The following is a 25,948-nucleotide window of genomic DNA, read 5'->3' as shown; positions in this document are numbered from 1 at the left end:
GAAGCGTAATAGACAGGTAAGGTAACTGATTATTAAGCACATACATATCACGTATATGGAAACAAGTAAGTAAGAGTAGGAGTAAAAGACGCAGCGGGGCCTTTTTTGGTTCCACACGAGCCCTATAGGGAAAGGATCCGCATGCCGAGCTTTATAAGGAAAAGAATCCGCATTTTAAACGGAAAAAAGAGAGCCCCTGAGGGCTCTCTTTTTTTACAAGCTTCTATTACGCGTTGTACATCATTTGGCGCAGTACGGTTTGCAGGATACCGCCGTTACGGTAGTAATCCACGTCCACCATGCTGTCCAGACGGACGATAGCTTTGAATTCGAACGACGTGCCGTCTTCACGGGTAGCCGTTACGGTTACTTGCTCGCCCGGTTGTACATCGTTGGACAAGCCGGAGATTTCGATCGTTTCGCGGCCGGTCAGACCAAGCGTTTTCCAGCCTTGACCTTCAAGGAATTGCAGCGGAAGTACGCCCATACCTACCAGGTTGCTGCGGTGAATACGTTCGAAGCTTTCCGCGATAACGGCTTTGACGCCGAGCAGAAGCGTACCTTTAGCCGCCCAGTCACGGGAGCTTCCGGTTCCGTACTCTTTACCCGCGATAACAACGAGGGAAGTGTTTTTATCCTGATAGTTCATCGAAGCGTCGTAAATGGACATGACTTCGCCGGTCGGCAGGTAAGTCGTTACGCCGCCCTCGGTGCCTGGAGCCACTTGGTTACGGATGCGGATGTTCGCGAACGTACCGCGCATCATGACTTCGTGGTTACCGCGGCGGGAACCGTAGGAGTTAAAGTCTTTCTTGTCCACGCCATGCTCGATCAGGTATTTGCCCGCAGGGCTGTCTGCCTTGATGTTACCGGCAGGAGAGATATGGTCCGTCGTAACGGAGTCGGCAAGAAGCGCAAGCGTTTTGGCGCCGCGGACGTCTTTGATATCGTCCAGGGTCTGGCCAAGGTTTTGGAAGAACGGAGGCTCTTGAATGTAAGTGGAGTTTTTGTCCCACTCGTACAGTTCGCCTTCCGGTACCGCGATTTGATTCCAGCGCTCGTTGGCACGGAACACGTCTTTATATTTCTCGCGGAAAGCTTCAGCCGTAACGGCTGTCGCAACAGCTTCCTCGATTTCTTTGTTGCTCGGCCAGATGTCTTTCAGGTAGACTGGCTCGTTGTTCGTGCCGTAGCCGATCGGATCTTTCGTCAGGTCGATGTTCACGTTGCCTGCGAGTGCGTAAGCGACAACCAGCGGCGGGGAAGCGAGATAGTTCGCTTTAACCTGTGCGTGAACGCGGCCTTCGAAGTTACGGTTACCGGACAGAACGGCAGCGACCGTCATGTCGTTGTCGGCAACGGCTTGGCTCACTTCGTCCGGAAGCGGACCGGAGTTACCGATACAAGTCGCACAGCCGTAACCCGCTACGAAGAAACCGAGATCTTCAAGCGGTTTAAGCAGGCCAGCTTTCTCTAGATAGTCGGTAACGACCAGGGAACCCGGAGTCAGGGAAGTTTTCACGTAAGCCGGTGTTTTCAGACCGCGCTCTACGGCTTTCTTCGCGAGAAGGCCCGCACCGAGCATAACGTTCGGGTTGGAAGTGTTTGTACAGCTGGTGATCGCTGCAATTACAACGGCACCCGTGCTCATTTTGGCGGTTCTGCCGTCGGCGTATTTCACTTCGACTTCTTCGGCGATTTTCTCGTCGGACAGGCCGTATCCGCCTTTGTCTACAGGCGTACGCAGAATGTCGTTGAAAGATTCTTTCATCGCCGTCAGCTCGACGCGGTCTTGAGGACGTTTAGGACCTGCAAGGCTCGGTACAACGGTGGACAGGTCGATTTCGATTACATCGGAGTAGATCGGATCTTCCATGTCTTTCGTGCGGAACATGCCTTGCGCTTTATAGTAAGCTTCAACGAGAGCGATCTGCTCTTCGCTGCGGCCGGTGTTTCTCAGGTATTCCAGCGTGCTGTTGTCAACCGGGAAGAAACCTACGGTTGCACCGTACTCAGGGGCCATGTTGGCAACCGTCGCACGGTCGGACAGGACGAGGTCTTCAAGGCCGGGACCGAAGAACTCGACAAATTTACCGACAACGCCCTTCTTGCGAAGAGTTTGAGTGACGGTGAGGGCAAGGTCGGTCGCCGTTGCGCCTTCGGCAAGACGTCCGGTCAGTTTAAAGCCGATAACTTCAGGCGTTACGAAGTAAAGCGGCTGTCCGAGCATACCGGCTTCGGCTTCGATACCGCCTACGCCCCAGCCAACGATACCGAGACCGTTGATCATAGTGGTGTGGGAGTCGGTACCTACCAGGGAATCCGGATATACGGTCGTTTCGCCGTCTACCGTTTTGGTAGCCGCAACGGAAGCGAGGTACTCCAGGTTTACTTGGTGAACGATACCGGTAGCCGGCGGTACCGCGCGGAAGTTATCGAATGCGGTTTGCGCCCAGCGAAGGAAGCGGTAGCGCTCTTCGTTGCGTTCGAATTCGAGTTCCATGTTGGTTTCAAGCGCCATGCCGTTACCGAAAGCGTCGACCATAACGGAGTGGTCGATTACAAGGTCAACCGGTACGAGCGGGTTGATGCGTTTAGGGTCTCCGCCTGCGCGTGCAACGGTGTCTCTCATTGCCGCGAGGTCAACTACGACCGGAACGCCGGTAAAGTCCTGCAGCACGATACGGGCAGGAATGAAAGGAATTTCTTTATTGTGGTCAGCGTTCTCGTCGCCCCAAGTCGCGATTTGCTTCACGTGTTCGTCCGTGATGGCGCGGCCATCGTATTGGCGGATCGCGGCTTCAAGCAGAACTTTAATGGAGAAAGGCAGTTTGGAAATTCCGGCGAACTGCTGCTGAAGATCCTGCAGGCTGTAATAGTGGTACGATTTACCGCCTACCGTCAGCTGCTTGCGTACGTTAAAAGCGTCTTTTTGCGGCATTGCAAAGCCTCCCTTGTGATCTTTGAAATGGCGAATTTGAAATTTGTCCGGGTCTTACGTTTGGATAGTTGATGATGTTTCATCTGATGAAACTTAATTTCATATTTCGCTATATCCTTAGTATACCGTGTTCCCCCTGCCGCGTAAAGAATAAAATGACTCATTTTTATTTGAAATTTTTCATATATTTAAGCGAATATCCATGCGTATGAACGATGCGTATAAAGCCGGTCCCCGCAACGGACCATAGGCTCTCGGGAGGTAAAGGCATGTCCTGGAAAACAGCGCTGTACGATTATCTGCACGCACGCAATACGGCGGAAACGGAAGCGTCGGCCGGAGTGCTGGCAAACGTAGTGGAAGACGAAGAGTTCAGCCGCGAAACCGACGCCCGGTATAACCGGCTGGCCGAAAGCCGCAAAGAACGAGGGATTAAGGCGCTGCGGGGAGAGATGCGGCTCAAGCTTCAGCACGTGTACGAACACGAAGAAGGCGTTTCCGCGGATGTCGAATGCCAGCGGCAGTTTTTTTACGAGCAAGGGGGCAGGGAACGGACCGAAAGCATGGTCATCCGGGAACGGGTAGGTTTGACCCGTAAGGGTACGCGCTGGAAAATCTCGCGGATTTCCGCCCGGGAGAGTGAACGGGAAAAAACGAGACAACCGTACTCCTGGCTTGCGGAGGAAGGAATTTACACGCCCGAAGGTGAAATCTCTTCGTCGCAGCCCTACCTGAATTATAGTATACTGAACCATGTCGGAACTTACCCCGAAACCCGGAAGAAGCTTTATGACCGCGGCAAAGCTGTCAAATATGCGGACACCTGGTGGAACCGGTACAATCCGGCTTTTATTGAATTTGAAGTGGACTGCACAAGCTACGTCTCCCAATGTCTCTTTGCAGGGGGGACACCGATGAACTATACTGGAAAAAGAGGCGCCGGCTGGTGGTACGCCGGCAAGCAGGGCAGCCGTGAGCTCTGGAGTTACAGCTGGGCGGTCGCCCAGGCTCTTCAGCTTCATGTGCCCGCTTCCCGCAGAGGATTAAGCGGAACGCTTGTTTCCTCGGCCGCCGAATTAAGGCCGGGCGATTTTATCAGCTATGACTGGGATGGAGACGGAAGGTTTCAGCACAATACGTTCGTAACCGCACTGGATGCGAGCGGCATGCCGCTCGTGAACGCGCATACCGTCAGCAGCAAGCACCGCTACTGGGATTATAAGGACTCGTACGCGTGGACGGATAAAACCCGGTATGCCTTTGTCCGTGTTTCGGATCAAATGGATGGATAAATACAGATTATGGAAATCAGGCGGAGGGGAAACATGAGCCGGAAATTGCGGATAGGACTGATCTATGGCGGTAAATCCGGGGAGCATGAGGTATCTTTGCAAACCGCGCATGCCGTCATTGGAGCATTGGATGTATCGAAGTATGAAATTACGCCTTTCTATATTACAAAGCAGGGGGAATGGCGCCGGGGAGCGGCCTTGAACGGCCGGGTGGAGCGCAAGGAGCTGCTCGCGTTCGACGCTTCGGAAGGTGAAGCGGCCGGTGCGGCCCTGGCTCCTTTCTTCTCCGGCCTTACGAGCCAGGCGGGCGTTCTGTCCGAAGTGGCCGCCGCGGGCGAAGCCGCCCGGACGGACGCTGTCGATGTCGTGCTGCCGCTGCTGCACGGTACCTTCGGAGAGGACGGTACCATCCAGGGGCTGCTGGAGATGGCGAACATTCCGTATGTGGGAGCGGGCGTGCTCGCCTCGGCCGTCGGAATGGACAAAGTCGCCATGAAGAAAATGTTCGCACAGGAGGGCCTTCCGCAGTGCGTGTACCGGCACTTCACCCGCTCCCAGTGGGAGAAGGACCAGCCGTTCTTCCTGATGGAAACCGAGATTTCCATCGGCTACCCGTGCTTCATCAAGCCGGCCAACCTGGGTTCGAGCGTAGGGATCTCCAAAGCCCGCAACCGTCAGGAACTGATCGAAGCGGTAGAATACGCCTTCCAGTTTGACCGGAAGGTGATTGTGGAGGAATTCGTGGACGCTCGCGAAATTGAAGTCGCCATCCTCGGCAACGAAGAGCCTCTGGCCTCCGTTGCGGGAGAGATCGTGTCTTCCAGCGAGTTCTACGACTACAAGGCCAAATACGTCGACGGCAAGTCGACGATGGTCATTCCGGCGGACCTGCCGGAAGAAACCGCCGCGCAGATTCAGGAACTCGCCATTCAGGCGTTCCAGTCCATCGACGGATCGGGCTTGTCGCGGGTCGATTTCTTCCTGACCCGGACGGACGGGCAGATCTATATCAATGAGATCAACACTATGCCGGGCTTTACCCCGTTCAGCATGTATCCCCTTCTCTGGAAGGAATCCGGCAAACCTTACGCGGAGCTGCTGGACGATCTTATCCGGCTTGCGATTGAACGCCACGCGGCCAAACAGCAAATCAAGTACACGGTGGAGTAACGGCGCTGCCGGACACCGGTCATCGCATGACGGGGAAGCAGGCTGCCGTCCGCGGGTACAACCCCGCGGGACCGGAACACTGGACCGGGGCCGGCGAGGAAGTGAAAGAGCCGCTTTCCTTCATGCGTTTTGTTTTTAGATCATGACTACTATTCCGATCAGCCGGGAGGGCGCTATGGGCTTTCAGACCGAATTTAATTCCGTATGCAAATTCAAATCCGAGCAGGAACTGTACGAGCTGTTGGAATACGGGCGCTGTAAAATGCGCAAAAGCGGATTCCGCGTGTATCCGACCGGCCAGAAAGTAATCGCCTATTCACCCGCCAACGAAGCGGTGGCTATCGTAAAGATCAGCGCTTCCATTGCGGAGATCACTTTTCAAGGGGATGAAGTCACCCTCGTGGAGATGGATCTGGTACGCAAGCTGACCGAGGAAGAGGCGCGCGTACAGACGGCGCTGGCCCACGAGATGTTTTTCAGCGAACAAGAAAGCAAATAAGAAGGCGGACCGTTTCGGACCATCCGCTATAGTCCGTTATGGACGCAGAAAAACGTTCAGGGAAATGAATCTTGTTCCCTACCCGTTTCATCCACTTATCCGTGAATATGGAAAGCAGCTTTGATCTCGGCCCCGGTTGAGAAAACGGCTGCTTTTTTATTTTGGGCCGCTGAAATTTCAGATCGTTAAAATTTTGCCTTCATAAATATAGGAGCCTTTTATTCGGGGCATCTTATGAGTATAGACCAATCAGGAGCAAGGATGTGACCAACGGCCATGATCGTACGCCTGGGGTATGTGGCGATGTCCACGGAAGTGAAGAATGCGTCCCCGTCCAAGACGATGACGGCAACACTGTTCAGCCAGTTGAATGACCGGGAGGCGGCTGTCCGCAAGCTGGAGCGAATAGGAGCCGAGAACCTCCACAATACACTCCGGCTCCTCAGGCACAACCGCGCTTACGATATCAAGGTTTACCGCTATTCGTCCAAACTGATTCCCCTGCTCGGCCATGAAATGTTGGGAGATTGGGACCCTATTCCGGCTCTTGCCGAAGAATTTAAAGAGGTGGGGGATTACGCCAAGCTGCACGGAATGAGGACGAGCTTCCATCCCGATCACTTTACGGTGCTAAGCACCCCCCGCAAAGATGTTCTGCTCAAGTCTTATGCGGACCTGGAGCGTCATGCCGCTATGCTGGAGGCAATGGGGCTCGGAGAAGACGCCAAGCTCAATATCCACGTAGGCGGAACTTACGGAGACAAACCGAAAGCGGCCAAGCGGTTTCTGGCTCATTTTGCCGATTTGAACGAAAAAGCCCGCCGCCGTCTTACTTTGGAGAACGACGACAAGACGTTCACCGCCCGGGAAACGCTGGAAATCTGCGAGAAGGTCGGCGTGCCCATGGTGCTCGATGTCCATCATCATCAAGTGAACAACGAAGGGGAGGACATCCTGGAGCTGTGGCCCCGGATACAGGCGACGTGGGAAGGGCAGCTCTGCGTTTCCCTCCCGGATAGCGCAGATCAGCCGCTGCCTCCCAAAATCCATGTGTCGAGTCCCAAGAACGATAAAGACATCCGAAGCCATGCGGATTATGTGGAAGCCGGGCCTTTACTGGAATTTTTCAGAGGCATTGCCGGAATCACTCCGCGGCTCGACGTTATGATTGAAGCCAAAATGAAAGATGCCGCCCTTTTTCGTCTGATGAAGGATTTCGAGCAGGAAAAAGACGTGGAAGTGCTCACGGAGGCTTCCGTGCAAATAAACGTTCCTTAGGATCGTGCCTGGAGCCGCGAAGGCGAGGGAATCGGACTCTGCGAGATTATGGCCCACATAGGCTGTGTTTTTCCGGGTAAACCTGTAAAAATCTCCGGAATTCCGTGTTAATCAGGCAAAGCCGCATGTTTTTGCCCTGTTCTTCTTGTCTTTGCGGGTCAAATGGGGTACCTTGTTAAAGTGAAGGATTGTCCAATTCGAACCGAGAGGAGATTGTCGAATGACGACATCGGGTTTATTGAACGGCAAGAACATTCTGGTTATGGGGGTTGCCAACGACCGCAGCATCGCCTGGGCGATTGCGCAATCTTTGGCGGCACAAGGCGCGCGCCTCGCATTCACTTACGAGAGCGAGCGTGTGGAAGAGCGTGTACGCAAATTGGCCGGGAATATTCCGGATTCGCTTATTTTGCCCTGCAACGTAACGGTTGACGAGGATCTTGTACGCCTGGCTGATACGCTCAAAGGCGAGTTCGGCGTTCTGCACGGAGTGGTACACAGCATCGCGTTCGCACGTACGGAAGAGCTGGAAGGCATGTTCGTGGATACTTCCCGCGACGGTTACGCTCTGGCACAGGACATCAGCGCATTCTCGCTGGTTGCCGTATCGAAGCACATGTATCCGCTTATGACGGAGGGCGGCAGCATCATGACGATGACCTACCTCGGCGCGGAACGCGTCATGCGCAACTACAACGTAATGGGCGTGGCCAAAGCTGCGCTGGAAGCAAGCGTACGTTACCTGGCGGCCGATCTTGGCCAGCACGGTATCCGCGTGAACGGCATTTCGGCCGGTCCGATCCGTACCCTTGCCGCGAAAGGCATTAAAGATTTCAACTCCATCCTGCATCAGGTGGAAGAAAAAGCGCCGCTGCGCAAAACGACGGAAACGGCGGAAGTGGGCGATACGGCCATGTTCCTGATGAGCCATCTGTCCCGCGGCATTACCGGCGAAATTATTCACGTAGACGGCGGTTACAACATCGTAGGCGCGTAAAACCGCGCGGCCTGCAAGGAATAGTCCTTCCGAATTTGCAAGTTCATACATACATGAAAACCCCTTCGGGCGGTTACACCTTGAGAAAATGGGAGGGTGTGCGCCGCCTCGGGGTTTTTGTGCTTTTTGTTGTTGTGAAGCGGTTCGATATCAGGTAAAATTTATGAAAATCAAGCTTATTTTGCAAAAAGAGAGGACCTTCCATGACGCGTTTTTTGACCCGGATCGGAAATGAGCGGATCGGCATTGAAACGGATTCTCCGGTACTCGGCGAGTGGTTGAGAGAATCATTTGACAGAGGCTTCGGAGACGACGGGGAGGAGCCTCGTCTGCGGCTGAACATAAAGGACGGCTACGGTGTGCCGTTCGTCGATTTCGAGGTTGCCGCGGAGAAGCGCGGCGGTAAGGTTATCTATACCCGGGCCGATTACAGGATCGAAGCGGACGAGGACCTTAAGGCGGCTTCCGTGGACGTGCAGGACGAGTTCGCGCTGAAGCATGCGCTGATGAACGTCTACAGCGCTTTCCTCATCCGCAACGGGCTGGGCCTGCTCATGCACTCTTCGTGCGTCGTTCAGGACGGGAGGGGCTATTTGTTCGCGGGGCCGTCGGGAGCGGGCAAATCTACGGCCGCGCTGCTGTCCAGGCCGCGTGTCCTGCTCAGCGACGAAGCGACGGTGATTGCCCTTCCCGAAGCGGGACCGGACGGCGGATCGGAGGCGCTGGCGTACAACTCGCCTTTCCGCAGCGATTCGCGCTGGGATATCGGCGAGGGCATTCCGGCCGCTCCGCTGGAAGGGATGTACGTGCTCAGACAGTCGGAGGAAGTCCGGACGGAGCCGATGAAAGCGTCGGATGCCCTGCCGATCGTCATGAGCCAGGTTTTTTTCTGGACGACGGGGGCGGAGGAGACCCGCGCGGTGATGCAGCTGTGCACGCGCTTCCTGGAGCGGGTACCGGTCCGTGAGCTTTTCTTCCAGAAGAACGATCTCTTCTGGAATGTTATAGCTCCCCGAGAGGCCGGCGTCTGATGGGCGGCGTCGCGCCTAGCCGGAGTGGGAGCGGAGGACTCGGCGCGGAGGCGCTTGTCGTGCGGCGCGCCCTGGAGCTTAAAGGGCGCGTGGAGATTCCTTCGCGCGGCACAAGCATGCTTCCGCTGATCCGCGAAGGCAGCGTCTGCACGTTCGTGCCGGTGGCGGCCGCGGATCTGCGGAGGGGCGATATCGTGCTCTTCGAAGGGGAAGAGGGCGGGCTTATCGCCCACCGCCTGATCCGGCGGGGAGGAGCAGGGGCGCAGGCCCCGCTGCTCTGCAAGGGCGACGCGAACATCGGCTTCGACCCGCCCGTGCCCGCGGCCAAAGTGCTGGCCCGGCTGGAGACGATAAGCCGGGACGGCCGCGTTTCGTCGAGGCTGTCGCCGGGCTTCCGGATCTGGGGCCTGCTCATGACGGTTTTTCCGGCATTGTCACGGGGATTCCGTCTGGCATCGCGTTATGCGGGAAGGCTCCGCGGGCGGAGAAATTGACCGGTGGATGAATGCGCCGCGCACGCGGCTTTATTTTTTTGGCAGATCCTACGAGGAAATTTGGGTGAAACGATGTGGCACGCAATTCGTTTCATTTACTATACTAGAACTATACTAGATTGCGAGAGAAAAGAGTGATATCCAATGACGACTGTAAATCAGGAACCTTACCGTGTCGGCGGCAAAAGCTTTACGGCCGTCGCTATCAATACCGCCGCGAAGGCGGGCGAATGGATTAAGAGCCGGGTGGGAGAAATCCGCCGGGTCGATGTGAAGTATTCCTCCCACGATCTTGTAACGGAAGTGGACAAGGGATCGGAGAAAATGATCCGTAATCTGATTTTGACGCATTTTCCTCATCACGCGTTTCTCGGCGAGGAAGGCGTGGAGCCGGGACCCGAAGCGTCGGCGGCCGCCCTGGAGAACGTAAGCGATGCCGAATACTTATGGATCGTCGATCCTATCGACGGTACGACGAACTTTATACATGGATTTCCGTTCTTCAGCGTGTCCATTGCGCTTGCTTACAAAGGCGAAGTGATTGTGGGCGTGGTCTACGATCCCATGCGTGACGAGCTGTTTGTGGCGGAAAAAGGCAAGGGCGCTTACCTGAAGGCCGCCAAGCTTGGCGTGTCGGGTGAAGCGGCGCTGTCCGAAAGCCTGCTCGGAACAGGTTTCCCGGCCGACCGCGATGGCGCTCTGCCGATCAACCTGGCCGGTATCAACGCTCTCATGCCGAAGGTGCGCAATTTCCGCAATGCGGGTTCGGCGGCGCTGCACCTGGCTTACGTGGCGGCGGGCCGTCTGTCGGGCTTTTACGAAATCGGGCTCAATGCCTGGGATATAGCGGCGGGTGCGCTGCTCGTCCAGGAATCGGGCGGCCGGGTCACCGATACGGCGGGACAGCCTTATACGCTTGGCGTACGCAATGTGATGGCGACAAACGGTCTCATTCACGACGAACTGCAAAACGAGCTTCAGCAGGCCGGCGCTACGGGTTTATAGGCTTTTCGGACTTGTTGGATTGAGGCGCCGACGGGACCTGCTAGGTACCGGGACGCAAGGAAATGCCAAGGCTTAGGCCCGAGGCCCCGAAGGTTACTTCGGGGTTTGTTTTTTTTGCGTGGAGGAAGTAACATGGACAAAGAGAGAAACGGAGGGAAACGGATGAATAGAAAAAGATGGCTGATCGGGCTCATTTTGTTGTGTCTGGCTGCCGGGATATATGCGGTGATCCGTTTCAACATAGATCCGACGCTGGCGCCCGAAGACGTTAAACTCCGGGCGCGGATCGTGCCTGCGGCGGAGAAGCCTGCCGAGGTGCCGTCCCAGGCATCCGCAGCCGCGGCCTATGCGACTGTGATCGAGGTAGAGCTGGAGAGCACCGGCGGTAAAGCGCTGAATCAGGAAGGCTACAGCTATAAGGTGTATCCTTACGTGCAGAACGGCACGGTGGCCGCTTGGGAGCCCGCGCCTGATTCGCTCGCCAAAGGCCAAAAGCCGGAGAGCTACGCCTTCGGCGCCGATAACGTGACGATGCCGCGCGCGCTGGAAATGATCGAGCGGCTGACGGGCGCATCGACGAACGAAGAGGAAGCGAAGAAGGCGGGCATGTCCGGCGCATTCGTCTATACCGGCGAGGCTTTCCCGGCAAAGGTGCGCTACTACGCCAAGGATGCGGAAGCGGGGACCGGAGCCGGTGCGGGAACCGATCCGAAGGACGGCCGGACCTATATTCTTTTCTCCTATCACGAGAAAAAATGGGGCAAAGACGTCAGCTGGGTCAAAGCGGTGAAAGTCGCTCCGTAACCTGCGGCTGAGCCGTTCGGGAAAGGCAAAGCGGGTCAGCGCGCGTATGAGCGGAGTGCACTGAGCGGCTGACTATGTATCTTTAGAAGCATGGCGCGGGGTACTCCGCCGTGGAGCGCCGGCTTTCGATAAGTGCTCCGGCATGGCGCAGGAACACATACAAATGCCGTTTCGGCGCAGCAGCAAAACAGCCCTTGTCCGGGAGAGGACAAGGGCTGTTTTTGTTTGGCCGCCGTTTCGGGCGGTATGGCGGGCTGCGGGCGGGAGGTGCAGACGAAGCGGCTGTACCTCCAAACACCGGAGCGCTGCGCTGATGCTTGGGCCGCTACTGTGCGGTGCGCTGCGGTAGATGCAGAACGAAGCGGCTATGCCTCCGATGCCCGACGCTTCCGCACCGGCGCTGCGCTGATGCTGGGACTGCAACGCCGCAGCCGCGTCTGCGGTCGGTTGTAGTCCCAGGCGCGTCTGCGTCAAGTAGTCAGCGTCTCAGCTGCAACGCGGCGGCCGCATCAGCGCCAGCGCTGAGACTGTGATCGCACCAGCCGCAGCGCCGCAGCACAGGCTCGCAAGGCCAGGGGCAAAGGCGCTTATGCCTCGCGTTTTTCGCCTGCGCGATCGCTTCAGCCGCAGCGCCGCAGCACAGGCCCGCTAGGCCAAGGCAAATGCGCTTCAGCCTCGCGTTTTTCGCCTGCTAGGCCGTGGGGCGGCGCTCCGCACCGGCGCTGCATCTGCGGCAAAAAGCGGCCCCGCTCGCGCTCCGCTTCAACATGCAGCAAGCCTGTTCCCGCGTCTCAAGTAACGCCATGCTCTTGAGGCGTTTCCAGGCTGCCGAGCTTGCCGTCGCGGTACTCGCGGGGAGAGAGGCCCATCCGCGCCCGGAAGGTGCGGTGGAAATACGAATAGCTGTGGAAGCCGCAAGATTCCGCAGCCTGTTCCAGCGTCATCGCGCCGAAGCGGATGCGCTCGCATGCCATCGAGATCCGCACCTCGATGGCGTAATCCATGACGGACTGGCCGAACGTCTCGCGGAACAGGTGACCCGCGCGCGAGGTGCTTAGTCCGACGTGGTCGGCCAGATCCTGCAGCGTGAAGGCTTCCGAGGCGTTCTGCTCGATGTATGTTTTCATCCGCTGGACCATATAAGAGAAGCGCGGTTTCTGGGGAAACGACCCCAGGTCCGCAAGATCGCCGATGACGCGGTCCAGCGACAGGCAGAGCACGCGAACGAGATAGTCGCCGATTTCCTGCAGGTTGTCGTGCAGCCGGCGGCGTTCGCGGAAAATTTCCCGCCAGACGTTCAGCCAGCTGTCGTCGAGGCCGACCCGGATGATGCCGGGTCTCTTGAAACGCTCCCACCAGGCGTCCATCCAGCTTCCGCTGCACATCAGATAATAATCGCCGCTGTACACGGTACCGGCATCCGGCGGCGAAGTCTCGTGCTGGCTGCCGATTCGGAGCTCGTAGGCGTCTCCGGGACGATACAGCAGAAGATCGCCGGGCTCTGCGGTTACGTAGCGGCCCTCCTGCCAAACCTGACAGGTGCCTTCCGTCTGAAGACGCAGCAAATAGTATTGGATTCCGTCCCGCTGATTGGAGACGAAAGGCTTGCGGTGCACCGAATAACCGGCGGACAAAATATGGACCTCATCTTTTACGGCTGACGCCGGGTCCTGAATTCCTGTCACGAGGCATCGTTCCTTTTTGAGAATTTAGCAAAATAGTTCATGTTCCGCGTAGATCATTCATTCTCATTATAAACGAGGTATGGTATCAATAGAAGGAGAGGTTTTTTAACGGAGGGAAGCATTTGCCTTCCGGCATTTCCATAACCCAGGACAGAGGAAAGGTGATCGAAGATGACAAAGATCGGAATTGGCGTGCAGTTATACACCCTGCGTTCGGAAACGGAGAAGGACTTCAGAGGCTCCTTGCGGAAAGTGGCGGAGCTCGGGTATGAAGGGGTAGAATTTGCCGGTTACGGAGGGCTTGCTCCCCGTGAATTGAGTGAACTTCTGAAAGAACTGAACCTGACTTCGGTCGGCAGTCATGTGGGCATTCACCGTCTTCAGGAAAACTTGGATGAAGAAATCGAAATGAACGTGGCCATCGGCAGCAAGTATGTCGTCTGCCCGGGCTGGTTTCCGCCTGAGCGCACCGAGGAAGGCTTCCGTGAAATCGTGGAGATTCTCAAGGAGAGCAGCCGCCGCTTTGCGGAACACGGAATCGCTTTCGGGTATCACAATCATTCGTTCGAGTTTGAAGAAAAAATCGGCGATCAGACCATGTTTGACGCATTTTTCTCCGCGCTCCCCGAGAATGAGCTGTTCGTGGAACTGGATGTGTGCTGGGCTCATAACGCCGGCTTGGATCCGATAGAGGTTATGAAGCAGTATGCGGGAAGAACGCCGCTTCTTCATGTGAAAGACCTGCGCCGGGAAGACGGCAAGCTGCTCACGGTTGAGCTGGGTACAGGCGAAGTCGACCTGAAACCGGTGCTGGCCGCCGCCGGAGAAATCGGCACGAAGTGGTTCATCGTCGAGCAGGACGAGTGCCAGAATCCGCCGTTTGAAAGCATTGCCGCAAGCCGGGAGTGGCTGCGTCAGAATTACCGTTAAGCAGATAATCCGCCGCACGTCCGGCAGTGCAGGAAGAGCATTTTCCCCGAACGGGAAATGCTCTTTTTTTGTACATAGCGGAAGTAAAGGATTTGCCGGTAGCAATAACGGGGCAGGAAATAACTTTCCGTGCGGAAGAAATCCTGTTACAATGAAAATGATTGTAAACCTTAATTTGGTTTATTAGGTTAACAATTAACGGGCAAGCGGAATTTACAAACCGAAAATTCGGCTATTTATTCAACTTTTCTTTTGGCAGGAAAGGACGTGCTGAGCATGCATACGGAACAACAAACGGCCGGGGGAACCGGAACCTTGTCCAGATGGGAGCACTACGCGGACAAGGCGCTTCGGGGTGACAAGCTGGAGACGGAAGAGGCGCTGAGCGTACTCCGGGCCGACGATGATGAGCTGCTGCCCCTTATGCAGGCGGCTTTCCGTGTACGCAAGCATTATTACGGACGCAAGGTGAAGCTCAATCTCATCATTAACGCGAAAAGCGGACTGTGCCCCGAGGACTGCGGCTACTGCTCCCAATCCATCGTATCCAAAGCTCCGATTACGAAGTACCCGCTACTGGAGAAGAACGTTCTGATCGAGGGAGCGCGGAAAGCGCTGGAGATGAAAGTGGGCACCTATTGCATCGTGGCCAGCGGCAAAGGACCGACTAACCGCGAGCTGGATCAGGTGATTGAAGCCGTGCAGACGATTAAAGGGGAAATGCCCCTGAAAATTTGCGCCTGTCTGGGCATTTTATCGGACGAGCAGGCCGTGCGCCTGAAAGAGGCGGGGGTAGACCGCTATAACCACAATCTCAACACGAGCGCTTCACATTTCGCCAAAATTACGTCCACGCATACATACGAGGACCGGGTCAGGACGGTAGAGCAGGCGAAGCAGGCGGGAATGTCGCCCTGCTCCGGAATTATTGCGGGAATGGGCGAGTCGGACGAGGAATTGGCGGAGATGGCCTTTGCGCTGCGCGAACTGGACGCCGACTCCATTCCGGTCAACTTCCTGAACCCGATTCCCGGCACGCCGCTGGCGGACCAACGGAGCCTGAATCCGCGCCAGTGCCTCAAAATTCTCGCGCTCATGCGGCTGATTTGCCCGGCGAAGGAAATCCGCATTGCCGGCGGCCGGGAAGTGAACCTGAAATCGCTGCAGCCTCTGGGTCTGTATGCGGCCAACTCGATTTTCCTGGGGGATTATCTGACCACGGAAGGCCAGGAAGCCGGCGAAGACCACCGGATGCTGGAGGATCTCGGCTTCGAAATCGAATTGTGCGCCTTGTAGACCGGCCTATTTAAGCCGATTAGCCGCATCGGAAAACAGAAAAAAAGCAGAAGGACGGAAGTCCTTCTGCTTTTTTTGCATTTTTATACGAAACGGGCTTAATTGCATTGAATAGTATTAATTTTCGTTGATCCGGCAAATGGGCGGAGAAAGCGAAAGCGGATACAATAAGTCTATCGGCTAAGGCCGGAAAGGGGGGAGACAATGGCACAAGTTGCAGTAGAAACCAGCGTAAGTAAAGAGGCGAAAAGCCCGTCGATATGGAAGCGTTTTTTCAAACAGTGGGATATTCAGCTCATGGTACTTCCAGGAATTGTTTTTCTTCTTATCTTCCATTACATTCCGATGTACGGAGTGTTGACCGCATTTAAAGATTATGATCTTTTCAACGGGTTTTTCGGAAGTCCTTGGGTAGGACTTAAGCATTTCAAAATGTTTTTCGAGTCTCCGGATTTTCCGAGGGTTATGAGGAACACGATCATGATCAGCTTGTTCAAGCTTCTGATCGCATTCCCGGCGCCTATCATCCTGGCCCTCATGCTGAACGAGGTCCGGAACAAACTTTTCAAAAATGTCGTACAAACGGTCACGTACCTGCCTCACTTCTTGTCCTGGGTTGTCGTAGCGGGATTCGTGATGTCCTTCCTGTCCACGGACAACGGAAGTTTGAACATCGCTCTGCAGAAGCTGAGCATGATCGACGAACCGGTCAACTTCCTGGCGATTCCGGAATATTTCTGGACGATCCTGATCTCCACGGGGATATGGAAAGATATCGGTTTCGGATCGATCGTATACTTGGCGGCTATCGCGGGAATCGATCCTGCTTTATACGAATCCGCCTCGATCGACGGAGCATCGCGTTTTAAACAAATCTATCTGATTACACTGCCTTGCATTTTCCCGGTCATCATGATTTTCCTCATTCTGCAGATCGGAAGTATGATGAACGCGGGTGCCAACGGCGGCTACGAAGATATTCTCCTGCTCAGTGCGAATCCGGTTCTCAGAGAATACTCGGATGTCCTCGATACGTTCGTTTACCGGACCGGTATTCAGAACCAGTTGTTCTCATATGCGACGGCAGTCGGATTGTTTAAAGCGGTAATCAGTATTGTTCTGCTGAGCGGCGCCAACCTTCTTGCCCGCAGAACGGGGCAAAGTCTATGGTAGCTGGAGAAAGAAAGGCGGAAACAACATGTTGAGAGCAAACTTGGGAGACCGGTTCATGACGGTCGTCATCTATACACTGCTGATATTTCTGGCCTTCATTACGCTGTATCCGTTCTGGAACTCGGTCGTCATTTCGTTCAACAGCGGCAAAGACACGATGATGGGCGGAATCACCTTCTGGCCTCGTGAGTTTACATTGGAAAACTACAACGTCGTTTTCGAAGACAAGAGGATCATTCAAGGCTTTCTGATCACGATCAGCCGTACCGTAATAGGAACCGTTGTAGGCATTCTAGCGACTTCTCTATTTGCCTACGGGTTGTCCAGACGAGGGCTTATCTTCCGCAAGTATTATATGGTGTTGGCCGTGGTCACGATGTATTTCACCGGCGGTCTGATCCCGAACTTCCTGTTAATCCGCGGACTTGGCCTGATGGATACGTTCTGGGTCATGATCCTGCCGGTTATGATCAACGTCTGGAACATGATTATCTTCATGACGTTCTTCCGGAGTATTCCGGCAGGGCTTGAAGAAGCGGCTAAACTGGACGGCTGCGGAACCTGGTCGGTATTTTTCCGGATCGTGCTTCCTTTGTCCGGTCCCGTTATCGCCACGCTGGGACTGTTCACGGCGGTTCAGCACTGGAACGAGTGGTTCCTGCCCAGCATCTATCTGAACAACACCGATTTGTACCCGGTGCAAACGCTGCTGAGACAAATTTTGAACTCCAATATTATGTCGGAACAGCTTTCCAATCTGGACTCTGCGGCATTGACCCAACTGTCCAAGATGCAGTCGATTACAACGAAATCGTTGTCGATGGCTACGATGGTCGTTTCTACCCTGCCAGTTATGCTCATCTATCCGTTTGTTCAGAAATATTTCTCCAAAGGCGTTATGATCGGCTCCCTCAAGGAGTAGATCTTCGCTTTTCAAACGGATTGTAAGCGCAACCACGTGCAACACGATTGACCACATAGATTATAATATCGATTAAGGGGAGTGTCACAAATGGCAAAATGGAAAAAAGGGGTCTCGCTCACGCTCATTACCGTGCTGTCTTCCATAGCGGTGCTTAGCGGCTGCAGCAGCGACAGCAAGCCGGCCGCTTCGGATTCCGGTAAACAAGGTACCACTCAATCGACCGGGGTCAAGTTCGGCGAGCAGCAGCTCGACGTAAGCTTCTACGGCAACTATGACTGGTTCACCATGCCGGTATGGGGCCAAGATCTCGCTACAAAATGGGTGAAAGAAAACAAAAAAGTCAACGTAACGGGCGTACCTAACGGCGGCAACGCCGAGCAGAAATTCAATACGCTGATGGCTTCCAAAGAACTGCCCGATGTCATCTGGCTGGAGCGCGGAGCCCAGGTAGAGAAGCTGCGTGCGGCAGGCATGCTGGTGTCTTTCGACGAATACCTCGACAAATATCCTAACCTGAAGAAGTGGGCGGGAGAAGCGACCCTCAACATGCTGCGCTCCAGCGACGGCAAGCTCTATCAGTTCCCGAACTGGTATACGCAGCGCCCTGCGGGCAACGCGGGTTATATGATCAACCTGAAAATTTACAAAGAACTGGGCGAGCCGAAGCTCGAAACGTTCGATGATCTGTATGCTTACCTCAAACAAGTGAAAGCGAAATATCCGGACGTGATTCCGTTCGATTCCGGCGTGCAGGCTCAGAACGTTGAGATCATGTACCCTGGCTTCGCCAACGATCATCCGGTTACGAACATCTCGATGCGTGCCGTTCCGGAAGGCAACGAGCTGAAATCGATCTTTGCGGATCCGGTTTACCGGGAGTCTCTGACTTACGCAAGCAAGCTTTTCCGCGAGAAATTGATTTCTCAAGACGTATTGACTCAAACGAAAGACCAGATCGACGAGAAAGTGAACAACGGTAAAGTTGCCGTTATGGCGGCATCCAGCGTGACGGAATTCGGTTCCAAAGGTACGACGGCTCTTCAAACCAAAGACCCGAACCACCCTGGTTACCAAATGATCTGGCCGGTTCATAAAGAAGGCGTAGACAAAACCAAAGTATTCCCTGGCCACTACGCGACACTCGGCTGGAACGTAAACGTTATTACGAAGAGCGCGAAAAATCCGGAAGCGATCTTCGCCTTCCTCGATTGGATGACCGGAGAAGAAGGCCAGCGCGTTATGTTCTGGGGTCCTGAAGGCGAATACTGGAAGGGCGTAGACGACAAAGGCACGCCTAAATTCACGGACAAATACTACAGCGACGCAACCGGACGCGCCAAGCTGATGGATTCTCTCGTCAACCTGCAATGGGTCGGCAACACGACTTACATCGATACGGCCAAGACCGATATCGAGCTGAAGTTTCCTCCTGAAAAGCAAAGCTGGGAAACACGCAACCAGACTCAAGTGGCATGGAAAACCGTATTCAACCGTACGGAATTCGTAAACCTTGATCCGGCTGCGAACACGGAAGAAGGTATGGTTCAACAGCGCGTCAGAGATATTTTCATCGAATCCCGTGCAAAAGCTCTCTTCGCGAAAAGCGATGCCGAAGTGACATCCATCTTGGATAAAGCGGAAAAAGACGCTCAAGCTGCCGGATACGCCAAACTGCTGAAATACCAAACGGAACGCTGGCAGGAAAACAAGAAGAAAATCGGCAAATAAGAAGATCATTGGAAATTTAATGCCGCCTAGGCGGGCAGAAGAGGTATACTTGGGGTATACCTCTTTTGCTATTCGCCGGGAAAGGAGAACAACATGTATAACGTGCTGCTGGCAGATGATGAAATATTGGACCTGGAGGGCATGCAGACTTTTATCCCTTGGGAGCGTCTCGGTCTTCATGTAGTCGGAGCAGTCAATAACGGCTTCGATGCCGTAAGGGTTATGGAACAGGAGAAGGTCGATATCCTCGTGACGGACGTAAGGATGCCGAGCATGACCGGTCTTGAGCTGGCCCGAAAGGCGCTGGAGCGGCATACGGGATTGCGGGTTATTTTCGTAAGCGGGCACCAGGATTTCGGTTATGTTAAGGAAGCGCTTTCTCTGAAAGCTTGCAGCTATGTGCTGAAGCCGATGGACGATAACGAGCTGATCCAATCGCTCGAAACGATTATCGGGGATCTCAACCGCGAACAAAAGCGCCGCAAAACGGAACGGGCCTTCGAACAGATGAGACCGATTGTGCACAATGAATATGTGTTTCGTTTGCTGGAAGGCACGGCAGGCCGGCAGGAACTCGATGACTTGTTGACCGAGGAAGGTCTGGAACCGATCCGCTATCCCATCCGGGCCGCGGTTTTGGAAACCGACGATCTGTCGTGGAAGCTGAATCCGTATACGGCCAAGGAACGTCAGGATATGCTTAACGATTTCGGCGGACAAATCATGGATTTGTGCCGGCCGCGCGGAATTACCCATATGTGCCGGATTACGAAGCAGCGCCTGGGCCTGCTGGTTACGGCCGATGAGAAGGGGACCAAAGAGCTTCAGGAAGTGATCGCTTACGTCAAAGAGCATTTTCCTTTTACGATTACGATCGGGCTCGGCAACCCGGCCGGCGATCCGGCGGTTCTGCAGGAGTCTTACCGCGAGGCGCTTGCCGCTCTCGATGCCAAGATGTTCTACGGCAAAGCGAAGATTATCGAGACCCGCGAAATTCCGCAGGAAGAAATCGCCGACGCCAAGCAGCTGGAATTCCGGCTCGACGCTTTGTTTAACGCGATGGTCAAGTATGACCTGGTCGGCATTCACGATGAAATCGACCGGCTGTTTAACGTGGCGGTGTGTCTGCGATCGCGTTTTACGATCCATAACTTCGCCACGTACCTGATCGTCAAGCTGGACGGCTATCTCCAGACGAGAAACGAGCAGTTGTTTACGCTGCTGGGAATGGAACTGCAAAACCTTGACATCCTGCTGCAATTCGAAACCATTGAGGACATACGCAGCTGGATGCGCCGCATGCTTTTTGAAATTTCGGAGAAGTTGAACATGGGAAATCAGAGCAAAAACCGCAAGCTGATCCGCGATATGATGGAATATATCAAGGAACGGCTGCAGGAGAATGTGACGCTTCGCGACGTGGCGGACCGCTTTTCTTTTTCCCCGAACTATTTAGGCCATGTGTTTAAAGAAGAAACCGGCCAAAATTTCAGCGATTACGTGATTGCGCTGCGGATGGAAAAGGCGAAGGAGCTTCTGGGCGATCCGACGCTTAAAATTTACGAGGTGGCGGACCGGATCGGCTACAGGTATCTGCCTTATTTCAGCCGGCAGTTCAAGGAAACGTTCGGTATGACCCCCATGCAGTTCAGAAGAAACCACTAACAGCGGAATGCACCCCGGGTGCGGGAAAGGAGCCGGTACGTATGAAACCGGAAGAGCGCCGGCGGTTCGTTCCGTTCGGATATAAGCTCATGCTCTCGTACGCGCTCTGTATTCTCGTGCCGGTGATCATTGTAGGCTCGTTCGCGGTTTCTACTTTGGTGAAGTCGGTGCGTGAGCAGGCGGAGAGCAGCGTGCAGGGCACGATGAGACAGATCAGGGACAATATCCAGTACAAAATCGAGGATACGAGACGTCTGACGAATATGATTTACGGGGATACGACGCTGGCCAAGCATCTGAAGCATTATGAGGAAGGCTGGGTAAGCTACGACGCGACGACGACTTACCTGCTTCCCAAAATGATGCAGACCATTCAATCAAGCAGCCTCAGGCTGTGGCTTTCCGTCTATCTGCACAATGAAACTCTGCCGGAAGTGTACTACAATCACGAAAATATCGATCCTCTTATGACGGTGGGAAAGCTGTACGAACTCTACCATATGAACCGGATCGTGGACGCGGACTGGTACAAAAACTTCCCGCCCGAGCGCTACGGAACGACGATGCAGTGGCGGCAGATCGAGGACGACGCGAAATTCGGCAGGCTTTCCCTGCTGCGCAGAATCGTGGATACGACGAACGGGGTGGAGCTGAGGGAGATCGGCTTCATCCGCGTTACCGCCCATCTGCAGGATCTTTTTGAAAGCGTGGACTATACGAAAGTCGGGGAAGGCAGCGCCATCTATATCGTCGGTCCCCAGGGAGACATCCTCTACTCGTCGGCGGCCGATACGAACATGACAGGCAAGACATGGGATGAATCGTGGGCCCAAAATCATCTCGTGCTGCGCCAGCCCCTCGAAGGTCTGGACTGGAGCGTTGTTTCGCTCGTTCCGACGGCGATCATGGAACAGGACGCGGACAAAGTACGGATGCTGACGGCAGTCGTATGCCTGATTTCCGTATTGGTTATTTTTTTCGTGGGCTGGATGTTTTCAAGGTTCTTCTCCAAAAGGGTGACCAAAATCGTCTCCGTCCTGCACGCGTTCAGGGAGGGAGAATTCCGCAAGCGAATGGCGTACGAAGGGCGGGACGAATTCGCCCAGATTGCGGCCGCGCTGAACGATATGGGACAGCACACGGAAGGGCTCATCCGGGAAGTTTATCTGACGAACCTCCAGAAAAAAGAGGCCGAACTGGAATCGCTGCAGGCGCAGATCAACCCGCATTTTCTGTATAATACCTTATCGTCGATCAGCCGCCTGGCCCGGTTCGGCGATATCGACAAGCTTCACCGGATGGTGATCGGGCTGGCGAAATTTTACCGGCTTACATTGAACGACGGACGCACCTTCATCCCGCTGAGCAAGGAACTGGAGCAGGTGCAGGCTTATGTCGACATTCAATCGATCAAGTACGGCGACCGCATGGAAGTTCTCTTCGACATCCAGCCGGAAGTGAACCGGTACGATACGGTGAAGCTCATCGTACAGCCTTTTATCGAAAACGCGCTCCAGCACGCCTGGTGCGGCGATCATATTCACATCCGGATCAGCGGGGAAATCATCGGCGGGGATATTCATCTGAAAATTATCGATGACGGCAACGGCATTCCGCAGGACCGGCTCCGCAAGCTTTTCGACCCTCTGGACGATGTGGAATCCGGTTACGGCATCCGCAATGTGGACCAGCGGATCAAGCTTCATTTCGGCAAAAAGTACGGCGTTTCGCTCGCAAGCCGGCCCGGCATCGGCACCGCCGTACTGCTGCACATACCGACCTATAAGCACAAGAAAAACCGAGAGTGAGCATGCGACCTACAAGCACGAAAAAACCAGAGTGACCCTGCTAAAAAAGCTCCCGTCCTGCATAAGCGGAACGGGAGCTTTTGGTATGGAATCACGCGGGAGAAGCGGCCTCTGTGATAAGGACCGGCTTCACAGGTCGACTTTACATGTCGGCTCACGTGTCCGCTAGATTGAAGGCGGACAGAGACCGGCTGCGGGCAGCCAGTTGCGAACGCACCGCAAACAGGGCAAAAGCAGCGTTTGCGATACGTTGGTGCGGCCGCCGGTTGCGCCGATGTCCGGCTTTTCGCTCACGGGGATGAAGCCAGTATGTGACGCCGGGCACCGCGCGCTGGGAGCTTCGCACGGTGCGGAAGAGTTGCGCCGGCATCACAACTGCGGCGGCCGAGAGACGGACCGGGCTGCGGGGAGACGCCGCAAGCACGCGTCTTCGCCCCGGGCGTCAGCCCAGCAGACGGAAGGACTCGTCAGCCGCCTGCAGCGTGCGGGCCACGTCTGCGTCGGTGTGCGCGGTGGTCAGGAACCACGCCTCGTACTTCGACGGCGCGAGGTTGATGCCGCGTTCCAGCATGAGCCGGAAGAAGCGGCCGAACCGCTCGCCGTCCGTATCCTGCGCCTCGTCGTAGTTCGTGACCGGATGGTCGCAGAAATGCGTCGAGATCGCGCCGGCGATGCGGTTCACGGTCAGCGCGACGCCGTGGCGGGAGGCCGATTCCCGGAGGCCGTCCGCCAGCATCGAGCCGAGCTGATCGAGGCGCTCGTACGTGCCGGGCTGCCTCAGCACCTCGAGGCAGGCGATGCCGGCGGAGATGGAGGCGGGGTTGCCCGCCATCGTGCCGGCCTGGTACGCAGGTCCGAGCGGAGCGACCTGCTCCATCACTTCCTTACGGCCGCCGTAAGCGCCGATCGGCAGTCCGCCGCCGATGATTTTGCCGAGCGCCGTAAGGTCGGGCTCAATCTCCTCGGGCCGGCTGTTCAGGCCCGCGTAGGTTTGCGTCGTTCCGTAATGGAAACGGAACGCGGTAATCACCTCGTCGTAGATGACGAGGGAGCCGTTTGCGCGCGCGGCGGCGCAGAGCCCTTCGAGGAAGCCCGGCTGCGGCATGACCATGCCGAAGTTGCCGACGATGGGCTCGACCATCACCGCGGCGATATCGCCGCCCCAGCGTGCCAGGGCTTCTTCCAGTGCCGGGATATCGTTGAACGGCACGGTGATGACCTCCTGCGCGATGGAAGCGGGCACGCCGGCGCTGTCGGGCGTGCCCAGCGTGGACGGGCCGGAACCGGCCGCGACGAGCACGAGATCGGAATGGCCGTGGTAGCAGCCGGCGAATTTGATGATCTTCGTGCGGCCGGTGTAAGCTCTCGCCACGCGGATAGTCGTCATGACGGCTTCGGTGCCGGAATTGACGAAGCGGACTTTGTCCAGCGAAGGGATGGCTTCCTTCAACATCCGGGCGAAGGTGATTTCAAGCTCCGTCGGAGTGCCGTAGAGCGTGCCGTTGCGAGCGGCGCGGATGATCGCTTCGGTGACATGCGGATGGGCGTGGCCCGTAATAATCGGTCCGTAAGCGGCGAGATAGTCGATATATCGGTTATCGTCCTCGTCCCAGAAGTAGGCGCCTTCCGCACGTTTCATAAATACGGGGGCGCCGCCTCCGACCGCTTTGAACGATCGGGACGGGCTGTTGACTCCGCCGACAATATGCTGGAGCGCTTCTTCGTGGAGCTTTTCGGAACGTGTATGATTCATGGCTTGGTAACTCCTTTGTTTATGTAGTGAGATCGTGTCCTTTATAGCCTAACACCGAATGGCGGAGGCCGGGAAGAAAAATAACGTGCCGTCTCCCTGGAGGAGACAGTCACGTTAGAATGCTTTACTGTCTGGTATTCTTAGCGGCGCCGGAGTTTCCGGAAGTCGTGCTTCCCGAACTGCCCCCGGACGAGCCGCCGCTCGAATTCGCGCCGGTGCCGGTGCCCGTGCCCGTACCTGTTCCGGGAACGTCCGCCATGCCTTCGAACACATCGTCCAGATAGCGTTTGAGCTTCGTTTTATCGACGGACAGGACCTGGGCACCGCCGATTCTGCGCTCGATGAGCAGATTTTCGGGAGGCAGCTGGATGCTCTGGATTCCCTTGGCCCTGGCGTCGAAAGCAAGCGAGCCGAGCTTGAGCATATCGCCGACCGACAAGTTCGTATGAATGTAAGGCTCCATCTTGTTCAAGATGGACGGCAGCTTGAGAATAGACTGCGTAGTTTGCATTTTGTCGGCTACGGCTGTCAAAAATTTGCGCTGGCGTTCCGTGCGGGCGTAGTCGGACTGGGCGTCGTGACGGAACCGCACGTACTGCAGAGCGGTCTGGCCGTCGAGATGCTGCATGCCCTTCTTCAAATTAATATCGAAGACGTGCCCGTCCGCGGCGTCGGTGTACTTCATGTCCTTCTCGACTTCGAGATCGATTCCGCCGATGGCGTCCACTAGGGCGATAAAGCCTTTGAAATCCGTGTACAGGTAGTACTGGATCGGAATCCCGGTCAGCTCACTGACGGTTTTCATCGCCAGATTCGGCCCCCCGATCGTAAAGGCCGAGTTGATGCGGCCTTCCTCGTTGCCGGGGATTTTAACCCAGGTGTCCCGGAGGATCGACATCAGGGAGGCTTTTTTGGTGACGGGATCGATGGAGGCGATCATGAGCGTATCGGAGCGCGGGGGCTCCCCGTTCTCCACACCCCTGGAATCCGCGCCGAGCAGCAGCACGTTTACACGCCCGGTTCCCTCCCAGACGGGAGGTTTGTAGTCATCTCCCTGATAGATCGGATCGAAATTCCCGATCTCGTCTTTGTTGTTAATGTTATCGGCGAAGCTGTATATGCTGTAAGCAAAATAGCCTGCGGTGCAGATCAGGGCGAAAACAACCGCGACAATCAGCATCCGCCACGGTCTTACCCGTCTTTTTTTAGGCTTCGGCATGTGAGTTCATTCCCTTTCCATCTAAAAAATAGGCGTTGTCTGTACATGATTAACTGGATATCCGGCCGCTGAAACAAGGCTTCCGTATTCCCGTGATTTGTACCGGAGGCGCCCCCGGGTGTTTTTATAAAAAGCTCTTTTGTTGTATGATGAGGGGTGGGAATGGCGAACTCATGTATTTCATTATAGGGGCAACTTCTTCTCGGCCGCAAGTTACACATGAATTCACAGGGCTTTCAAACTTTCCCAGTCCAA

Annotated in this window: 20 protein-coding genes; 16 read left to right on the top strand and 4 right to left on the bottom strand. The window is 55.4% G+C overall.

Features of this window, described 5'->3' with window-relative positions; translation table 11 throughout:
* Positions 1-226 precede the first annotated feature (226 nt).
* A complete protein-coding gene (acnA, locus tag ABC395_RS22615) occupies positions 227-2,941 on the bottom strand; it encodes an aconitate hydratase AcnA (RefSeq protein ID WP_413006087.1) in 2,715 nt (904 codons plus the stop codon).
* A 269-nt stretch (positions 2,942-3,210) separates the two neighbouring features.
* Here acnA and ABC395_RS22610 point away from each other — a divergent pair, with 269 nt between their 5' ends.
* The 9 genes from ABC395_RS22610 to ABC395_RS22570 all read left to right on the top strand — a co-directional run bounded on the left by ABC395_RS22610 (position 3,211) and on the right by ABC395_RS22570 (position 11,511).
* A complete protein-coding gene (locus tag ABC395_RS22610) occupies positions 3,211-4,233 on the top strand; it encodes an amidase domain-containing protein (RefSeq protein WP_413006086.1) in 1,023 nt (340 codons plus the stop codon).
* Between the two features lie 33 nt (positions 4,234-4,266).
* Positions 4,267-5,403, top strand: coding sequence for a D-alanine--D-alanine ligase (locus ABC395_RS22605; protein WP_413006085.1), 1,137 nt, complete (start codon positions 4,267-4,269; stop codon positions 5,401-5,403).
* Positions 5,404-5,578: 175 nt separating this feature from the next.
* Positions 5,579-5,902 (top strand): hypothetical protein, encoded by a 324-nt coding sequence (locus ABC395_RS22600; protein ID WP_413006084.1) that lies wholly within the window; start codon positions 5,579-5,581, stop codon positions 5,900-5,902.
* A 276-nt stretch (positions 5,903-6,178) separates the two neighbouring features.
* The gene (gene uvsE, locus ABC395_RS22595) at positions 6,179-7,180 is read left to right on the top strand and encodes a UV DNA damage repair endonuclease UvsE (protein ID WP_413006083.1); all 1,002 of its coding nucleotides are present in this window, start codon (positions 6,179-6,181) and stop codon (positions 7,178-7,180) included.
* A gap of 220 nt (positions 7,181-7,400) precedes the next feature.
* On the top strand, positions 7,401-8,177 hold the full coding sequence (gene fabI / locus ABC395_RS22590) for an enoyl-ACP reductase FabI (protein WP_009676877.1): 777 nt from the start codon (positions 7,401-7,403) through the stop codon (positions 8,175-8,177).
* A gap of 203 nt (positions 8,178-8,380) precedes the next feature.
* On the top strand, positions 8,381-9,208 hold the full coding sequence (locus ABC395_RS22585) for a hypothetical protein (RefSeq protein WP_413006082.1): 828 nt from the start codon (positions 8,381-8,383) through the stop codon (positions 9,206-9,208).
* Entirely contained in the window at positions 9,208-9,702 is a 495-nt protein-coding gene (locus ABC395_RS22580) for a S24/S26 family peptidase (protein ID WP_413006081.1), read from the top strand. Before ABC395_RS22585 ends, ABC395_RS22580 begins: the two co-directional genes overlap by 1 nt.
* Before the next feature lie 144 nt (positions 9,703-9,846).
* A complete protein-coding gene (locus tag ABC395_RS22575; RefSeq protein ID WP_413006080.1) occupies positions 9,847-10,707 on the top strand; it encodes an inositol monophosphatase family protein in 861 nt (286 codons plus the stop codon).
* 162 nt (positions 10,708-10,869) lie between these two features.
* Entirely contained in the window at positions 10,870-11,511 is a 642-nt protein-coding gene (locus ABC395_RS22570; RefSeq protein WP_413006079.1) for a hypothetical protein, read from the top strand.
* Positions 11,512-12,302: 791 nt separating this feature from the next.
* On the opposite strand, the gene ABC395_RS22565 is transcribed toward ABC395_RS22570, so the two are convergent.
* On the bottom strand, positions 12,303-13,196 hold the full coding sequence (locus ABC395_RS22565; protein ID WP_413006078.1) for an AraC family transcriptional regulator: 894 nt from the start codon (positions 13,194-13,196) through the stop codon (positions 12,303-12,305).
* 171 nt (positions 13,197-13,367) lie between these two features.
* On the opposite strand from ABC395_RS22565, the gene ABC395_RS22560 reads away from it, so the two are divergent.
* The 7 genes from ABC395_RS22560 (at position 13,368) to ABC395_RS22530 (ending at position 22,721) form a co-directional block, all read left to right on the top strand.
* Positions 13,368-14,126 (top strand): sugar phosphate isomerase/epimerase family protein, encoded by a 759-nt coding sequence (locus ABC395_RS22560; protein WP_413006077.1) that lies wholly within the window; start codon positions 13,368-13,370, stop codon positions 14,124-14,126.
* Between the two features lie 276 nt (positions 14,127-14,402).
* Positions 14,403-15,422: a biotin synthase BioB gene (gene bioB, locus ABC395_RS22555; protein ID WP_413006076.1), complete on the top strand. Its 1,020-nt coding sequence runs from the start codon at positions 14,403-14,405 to the stop codon at positions 15,420-15,422.
* 204 nt (positions 15,423-15,626) lie between these two features.
* Entirely contained in the window at positions 15,627-16,595 is a 969-nt protein-coding gene (locus ABC395_RS22550; protein WP_413006075.1) for an ABC transporter permease, read from the top strand.
* Positions 16,596-16,620: 25 nt separating this feature from the next.
* The gene (locus ABC395_RS22545) at positions 16,621-17,517 is read left to right on the top strand and encodes a carbohydrate ABC transporter permease (protein WP_413006074.1); all 897 of its coding nucleotides are present in this window, start codon (positions 16,621-16,623) and stop codon (positions 17,515-17,517) included.
* Positions 17,518-17,607: 90 nt separating this feature from the next.
* Positions 17,608-19,248 carry an extracellular solute-binding protein gene (locus tag ABC395_RS22540; protein ID WP_413006073.1) on the top strand — a complete coding sequence of 547 codons (1,641 nt, stop codon included), beginning with the start codon at positions 17,608-17,610 and terminating at the stop codon, positions 19,246-19,248.
* 93 nt (positions 19,249-19,341) lie between these two features.
* A complete protein-coding gene (locus ABC395_RS22535; RefSeq protein WP_413006072.1) occupies positions 19,342-20,913 on the top strand; it encodes a response regulator in 1,572 nt (523 codons plus the stop codon).
* A 41-nt stretch (positions 20,914-20,954) separates the two neighbouring features.
* Positions 20,955-22,721, top strand: a complete 1,767-nt coding sequence (locus ABC395_RS22530) for a sensor histidine kinase (protein WP_413006071.1) — start codon at positions 20,955-20,957, stop codon at positions 22,719-22,721.
* A 442-nt stretch (positions 22,722-23,163) separates the two neighbouring features.
* Here ABC395_RS22530 and ABC395_RS22525 read toward each other — a convergent pair whose 3' ends face one another.
* Complete coding sequence (locus ABC395_RS22525) at positions 23,164-24,474, bottom strand: glutamate-1-semialdehyde 2,1-aminomutase (RefSeq protein WP_413006070.1); 1,311 nt, start codon at positions 24,472-24,474, stop codon at positions 23,164-23,166.
* Positions 24,475-24,598: 124 nt separating this feature from the next.
* A complete protein-coding gene (locus ABC395_RS22520) occupies positions 24,599-25,693 on the bottom strand; it encodes an LCP family protein (protein ID WP_413006069.1) in 1,095 nt (364 codons plus the stop codon).
* Between the last annotated feature and the right edge of the window lie 255 nt (positions 25,694-25,948).

This window comes from Paenibacillus canaveralius (genome assembly GCF_047238265.1).
Lineage (GTDB): Bacteria > Bacillota > Bacilli > Paenibacillales > NBRC-103111 > Paenibacillus_F.
Note: the sequence above shows the minus strand (reverse complement) of the source record. Positions and strands in the feature narration are given on the sequence as shown.